Origin of the sequence: Thiocapsa sp., assembly GCF_035467215.1 — a bacterium.
Classification (GTDB): domain Bacteria; phylum Pseudomonadota; class Gammaproteobacteria; order Chromatiales; family Chromatiaceae; genus Thiocapsa.
Genome location: NZ_DATITZ010000003.1, coordinates 1 through 6,294, shown reverse-complemented (window position 1 = coordinate 6,294; position 6,294 = coordinate 1). Strand labels below are relative to the sequence as shown.

Annotated in this window: 4 protein-coding genes; all 4 read right to left on the bottom strand. The window is 65.8% G+C overall.

Going from position 1 to position 6,294, the window contains the following annotated elements; all coding sequences use genetic code 11:
* Nucleotides 1-100 precede the first annotated feature (100 nt).
* The 4 genes from purB to mnmA all read right to left on the bottom strand — a co-directional run bounded on the left by purB (nucleotide 101) and on the right by mnmA (nucleotide 6,115).
* Nucleotides 101-1,468 (bottom strand): adenylosuccinate lyase, encoded by a 1,368-nt coding sequence (gene purB / locus VLR48_RS00060; RefSeq protein ID WP_325289827.1) that lies wholly within the window; start codon nucleotides 1,466-1,468, stop codon nucleotides 101-103.
* 10 nt (nucleotides 1,469-1,478) lie between these two features.
* Nucleotides 1,479-4,142 carry an aconitate hydratase AcnA gene (gene acnA, locus VLR48_RS00055; protein WP_325289826.1) on the bottom strand — a complete coding sequence of 888 codons (2,664 nt, stop codon included), beginning with the start codon at nucleotides 4,140-4,142 and terminating at the stop codon, nucleotides 1,479-1,481.
* Between the two features lie 123 nt (nucleotides 4,143-4,265).
* On the bottom strand, nucleotides 4,266-4,919 hold the full coding sequence (gene hflD / locus VLR48_RS00050; RefSeq protein ID WP_296811535.1) for a high frequency lysogenization protein HflD: 654 nt from the start codon (nucleotides 4,917-4,919) through the stop codon (nucleotides 4,266-4,268).
* Between the two features lie 83 nt (nucleotides 4,920-5,002).
* The gene (gene mnmA / locus VLR48_RS00045; RefSeq protein ID WP_325289825.1) at nucleotides 5,003-6,115 is read right to left on the bottom strand and encodes a tRNA 2-thiouridine(34) synthase MnmA; all 1,113 of its coding nucleotides are present in this window, start codon (nucleotides 6,113-6,115) and stop codon (nucleotides 5,003-5,005) included.
* Between the last annotated feature and the right edge of the window lie 179 nt (nucleotides 6,116-6,294).

The window sequence follows — 6,294 nt, the reverse complement described above, 5'->3', positions numbered from 1 at the left end:
ATCGGCGTGGCAGGTCCAATAAGCCTCATCCCCCCGACCGGGGCTTATGGGAGGGCCGTTCACGTCTAGGCGTGAACGGCCTTTTTTATTCTCCCACCACTCAGATTTCGCGTGCAAGCCGAGCGGCATCCCCGAGATAGGTTGCGGGTGTCAGGTTCGCGAGCTCGGCCTTCGCCTCTTGCGGGATTTCCAGTCCATCGATGAAGACCTTGAGCGCTTCCGGTCCGATGCGCTGACCGCGGGTCAGCTCCTTGAGCCGCTCGTACGGGCGTTCGACGCCGTAGCGGCGCATCAGGGTCTGGATCGGCTCCGCCAAGACCTCCCAGTTCGCATCCAGATCGGCCGCCATCCGTGCGGGATCGGCCTCCAGCTTGCCGATCCCGCGCAGCGTCGACTGCAGCGCGATGCTGGTGTGGGCGACGCCGACGCCGAGGTTGCGCAGCACCGTCGAGTCGGTGAGATCGCGCTGCCAGCGCGAGATGGGCAGCTTTGCGGCCAGATGTCCGAGGATGGCGTTGGCGATCCCGAGGTTGCCTTCCGCGTTCTCGAAGTCGATCGGGTTCACATTGTGTGGCATGGTCGAGGAGCCGACCTCGCCCGCGACGGTACGCTGCTTGAAGTAACCGAGCGAGATGTAGCCCCAGAGGTCGCGCGAGAGGTCGATCAGGATCGTGTTGAAGCGCGCGAGGGCGTCGAACAGCTCCGCCATGTAATCATGGGGCTCGATCTGGGTCGTGTAAGGGTTCCAGGCGAGCCCGAGAGACTCGACGAAGCCACGGGTCAAGCCGGGCCAATCGAGATCCGGATAGGCGACGCGATGGGCGTTGTAGTGGCCGACCGCGCCGTTCATCTTGCCCAACAGGGTCACCTCGGCGACGCGATCGCGCTGGATGCGCAGCCGGTGGACGAGGTTCGCCATCTCCTTGCCGAGCGTCGTCGGCGTGGCCGGCTGTCCGTGGGTGCGCGAGAGCATCGGCTGATCGGCGTAGCGGTGCGCCAAGTCCCGAACGGCCGCGATGACGGCGTCCATCTCGGGCAGCAGAACCTGCTCGCGCCCGGCGCTCAACATGAGCCCGTGGGCGAGATTGTTGATGTCCTCGGAGGTGCAGGCGAAGTGAATGAACTCGCTTGCCGCGTTGAGCTCAGAGTGGTCGGCAACCCTTTCCTTGAGGTAATACTCGACCGCCTTGACGTCGTGATTCGTTGTCCGCTCGATCTCCTTGATGCGCTGCGCATCCGCGACGGCGAACTGCTCGGCGATGTCGTCGAGCAGCCGGTCGGCCTCGGCCGAGAAGACGGGCACCTCCGGGATTCCGGGATGCCGCGACAAGGTCTGCAGCCAGCGGACCTCCACCAGCACCCGGTAGCGAATCAGCCCGAACTCGCTGAAGATCGGCCGCAGATCGGTCGTCTTGGAGCCGTAGCGGCCGTCGACGGGCGAGATGGCGGTCAGGCCGGTGAGATCCATCGTCATCGGATCAGGCCGCGAGCCGACGCAGGACATAGGGGAGGATCCCGCCGTGCCTGTAGTAGTCGACCTCGTTGGGTGTATCGATCCGCACCTTGGCCTTGAAGGTCTTCACCGACCCGTCGGGCGCCGTCGCCGTGACCGCCACCGATTTTGCCTCGGCGTTGTCGAGCCCGGTGATGTCGAACTGCTCGGTCCCGGTCAGGCCCAACGCTTGGGCGTTGTCGCCCGGCAGAAACTCGAGCGGCAGGATGCCCATGCCGACCAGGTTCGAGCGATGGATGCGCTCGTAGCTCTCGGCGATCACGGCGCGCACGCCCAAGAGACGCGGTCCCTTCGCGGCCCAGTCGCGCGAGGAGCCCGAGCCGTATTCCTTCCCGGCGAGCACGATGACCGGCGTCCCCTCGGATTGGTACTTCATCGCCGCGTCGTAGATCGACATCTCCTCGCCGTCCGGCTGATGGAGTGTCACGCCGCCCTCGGTGCCCGGCGCCATGAGGTTGCGTAGTCGGATGTTGGCGAAGGTGCCGCGCATCATCACCTCGTGGTTGCCGCGCCGCGAGCCCAGACTGTTGAAGTCCTTGGGATCCACGCCTTTCTCGATCAGATACTTGCCTGCCGGCGAGTTGGGCTTGATCGAGCCGGCGGGCGAGATGTGATCGGTGGTGATGGAGTCGCCGAGCACGGCCAGGCAGCGTGCGCCCGCGATGTCCTCGGCCGGGGCCACGTCCAGCGTCATCCCGTCGAAATAAGGCGGGTTGCGGATGTAGGTCGAGTCGGCCGGCCAGGCGTAGGTCTGGCTCGCGGCCACATCGATCGACTGCCAGCGCGCGTCCCCGGCGTAGACGTCCGCGTAGGCGGAGGTGAACTCGTCGACGGTGACGTTCTCGGCGATGGCCGCGTTGACCTCGTCCTGGGTCGGCCAGATATCCTTGAGATAGACGGGTTTGCCGTTCGGGGCGGTCGTCAGCGGATCCTTGTAGGGGTCCAGATCGATCCGCCCGGCGATGGCGTAGGCGACGACCAGCGGCGGGCTCGCCAGATAGTTCATGCGCACCTCGGCATGAACCCGGCCCTCGAAGTTGCGGTTGCCCGAGAGGATGGACACGGCGCAGAGGTCATTGTCCGCGATGGCCTTGGAGACCGGCGCGGGAAGCGGGCCGGTGTTGCCGATACAGACCGTACAGCCGTAGCCGACGTTGTGGAAACCCAATGCCTTGAGAGGCTCGGTGAGCCCGGCGCGATCCAGATAGCGCGTCACCGCCATCGAGCCCGGGCCGAGCGAGGTCTTCACCCAGGGCGCGGCCTTGAGACCCAGGGCCGCGGCCTTCTTGGCGACCAAGCCGGCGGCAAGCATGACGCTCGGGTTCGAGGTGTTGGTGCAGGACGTGATGGCCGCGACCACGATGGAGCCGTCGGAGATCTCGACCTCGTGCCCGCCCATAACCGCCTTCGCGGGGCCCTTGCTCGGGATGTTGCGCTCCTTCTTGAGGGCGGCAAGTGCGGCCGGGAAGTGACTCGCCATCTCGGTGAGCGGCACCCGGTCCTGCGGGCGCTTCGGGCCTGCGAGCGAGGGCACGACATCGCCCAGATCCAGGGCGAGGGTCTCGGAATAATCGGCCTCGGCGGCGTCGGCGGTGTGCCAGACGCCCTGTGCCTTGCAGTAGGCCTCGACCAAGGCGATCTGCGCCTCGTCGCGACCGGTCAGGCGCAGATAGTCGAGCGTGACCTGATCGACCGGGAAGAGACCGCAGGTCGCCCCGTACTCGGGCCCCATGTTTGCGATGGTGGTGCGCTCGCCCATCGGCAGGGTCGCGATCGCCGGGCCGTAGAACTCGACGAACTTGCCGACCACGCCGTGCTTGCGCAGCATGTCGACGATGGTCAGGACCAGGTCGGTTGCGGTGACGCCTTCGCGCAGGTTACCGGTCAGCTTAAAGCCGACGACCTTGGGAACCAGCATCGAGACCGGTTGGCCGAGCATGGATGCCTCGGCCTCGATCCCGCCCACGCCCCAGCCCAGGACGCCGATCCCGTTGACCATGGTGGTGTGGGAGTCGGTGCCGACACAGGTATCGAAATAGGCTTGGGTGCGGCCATCGAGCGGGTTCGGGAAGATGACGCGCGAGAGATACTCGATGTTGACCTGATGCACGATGCCGGTGTCCGGCGGCACGACCTTGAAGCCGTCGAGCGCCTTCTGGCCCCACTTGAGGAACTTGTAGCGTTCTTGATTGCGTTGGAACTCAAGCTCCGCGTTGAGCGCGAAGGCATCGTTCGAGCCGAAATGGTCGACCTGCACCGAATGGTCGATGACCAGCTCGGCCGGCTGGAGCGGGTTGATCTTGCGCGGGTCGCCGCCGAGCGCCTTCATTGCATCGCGCATCGCGGCCAGATCGACGACCGCGGGCACGCCGGTGAAGTCCTGCATCAGCACGCGGGCCGGGCGGTACTGGATTTCTTTGGATGGCTCGGCCTTGGGGTCCCAGTTGGCCAGGTCCTCGATGTCCGAACGGGTGACGGTGAGGTCGTCCTCGTTGCGGAGCAGGTTCTCCAACAGGATCTTCAGCGAGAAGGGCAGGCGGGCGCTGCCGGGGACGGCGTCGAGCTTGAAGATCTCGTAGTCCGTGCCGGCGACGTCGAGTGTGGCTTTGGCGTTGAAGCTGTTGGTCATGCGGTGCTCCGGGTTCGGCGAACAGGTTGGGTCCGATTCTAGCGGCCAAGCCCGTGCGGCGCTATATGCTGCGGTGCAATATGTTCGGGTGGGGGCGGGGCTCAAGCCGTCAGCCTCCAGCAATCAGCTTTCAGACTTCGGATTGGCCGTGCGGTCGGCAAGGCTGTTGAGATAGCGGCGGGCGTCGGCGAGGATCTGCTTGTTCTTCAGCAGCAGCTGCCAGCGGGTACCGCCGACCTGGCGCCACAACATGGCGGAGCGGATGCCGGCGAGCAGGAGCGCGCGCACCCGGTTCTGGTTGTCGGGATTCTGTAGATGCAGCGGGTCGCCGCGGACGATGATTCGAGGTTCCAGCGTGCTGAGGGTGTCGGTGTAGATCGCTGCGAGATGGGCCAGCATGTTAGGGTGCAGGAGCGCAAAGTGTTCCTGCTTCGCCTGCGCCGCCTCGATGCCTTCGCCGACGCGCGCGAGGAGATCGGGGCGCGCCGCGAGGGCGCGTTCCAGCTTCATCAAGAGGACCACGTAGCGGGTCAACTCCAGGTTGCGCTCCGGCTTGCCGGTGAGCTGCGCAATGATCTGTCGTGCGCCGTTTGCGACCCGTCCCGGCTCGCCGAAGACCGCACCCACGTCGTCGGCATTGACCTGCAGGAGGCTGTAGATACAGGGCTCCATGGCGTCGGTGTCCGCCGAGCCGGAGCGGGCGACGCGCATGACACAGTTGACGGCCTGATAGATTCCGGCGAGGGCGATGAGGCGGTCGAGATTGTCGTGGGGCATTCGGCTGGGGATCTCCTGAGGGGATTGAAGGTCATTTGAACCCGAACCAGGCGGTTGCGCCAAGCACTCGTTCTCGGGCCGGCTCAGCGGCAACCCGCGTCGATGATTGCACCGCCGAGACAGACGTCGTCGCGGTAGAGCACGACCGATTGACCGGGCGTCACCGCGCGCTGCGGTTGGTCGAACTGAATGCGGCAACCCGATGCCCCTGCCTCCACGACCTCGCAGTGCTGTAGGGGCTGGCGATGACGCAGACGCGCCAGGCACCGAAAGGGCGGGTCTTGCGGCGGCGCTCCGGCGATCCAATGCGGCCGAGCCGCATGCAGCCCGGAAGACATGAGCAGCGGATGGTGCGTCTCTTGAACCAGCACCAAGGTGTTGCGTTCGGCGTCCTTCGCGGCGACGAACCAGGGCGCCTCGCGACCGCCGTGAATCCCGCCGATGCCGAGCCCCTGGCGTTGCCCGATGGTGTAGTAGGCGAGCCCCCGATGCTCGCCGATCACGATTCCGTCGGCGGTCTCGATGGGACCGGGCTTGCGCGGGAGGTAGCGGGCGAGGAAGTCCCGGAAGCGACGCTCGCCGATGAAGCAGATCCCTGTGCTGTCCTTCTTCTCGGCATTGGCGAGTCCGAGACCCCTCGCGATCTCCCGGACCTCGCGCTTGGTCAGGTCATGCAGCGGGAAGAGCGCGCGCTCCAATTGAGATTGATCGAGCAGATGCAGGAAATAGGTCTGATCCTTGTCGGGGTCGGCGCACAGACGAAGCCGCGCGCCCTGCCCGTGGCGTGTCACCCGCGCGTAGTGGCCGGTGGCGATAAGGTCGGCACCCAGCCCCAGGGCGTGATCGAGGAAGGCGGCGAACTTGATCTCCCGGTTGCACAGCACATCGGGATTCGGGGTCCGCAAAGCCCGATACTCGGTCAAGAAGGTCTCGAAGACGCGATCCCAATACTCGGTGGCGAAGTTCACCGTGTGCAGCCGGATCCCGAGCCGTTCGGCGACGCCGCGCGCGTCGGCCAGGTCCGCGGCGGCGGCGCAGTAGCCGGGGTCGTCGTCCTCTTCCCAGTTCTTCATGAAGAGGGCTTCGACAGCGTAGCCCAGCTCGAGCAGTCGATGGGCGGCGACGGCCGAATCGACACCGCCGGAGAGGCCGACGATCACGCGGGTCGAGCGGGGCTTGTGCACAACGGCGGTCATCGAGCGATTGTACCGGCCGCGTCGATCCGCGTCGCCAACGGGTGCGCTCGCTCGGGCATCGAAGGTCTGCGCAAGCCACGAAGCCGGTGTTAGCATGGCGTCTTTTGGGCGAGGAGAGCACTGCACATGGCCAACGACAGCATCAAGATCCCTGCGGGCGGCGAGAAGATTCAGGTCAA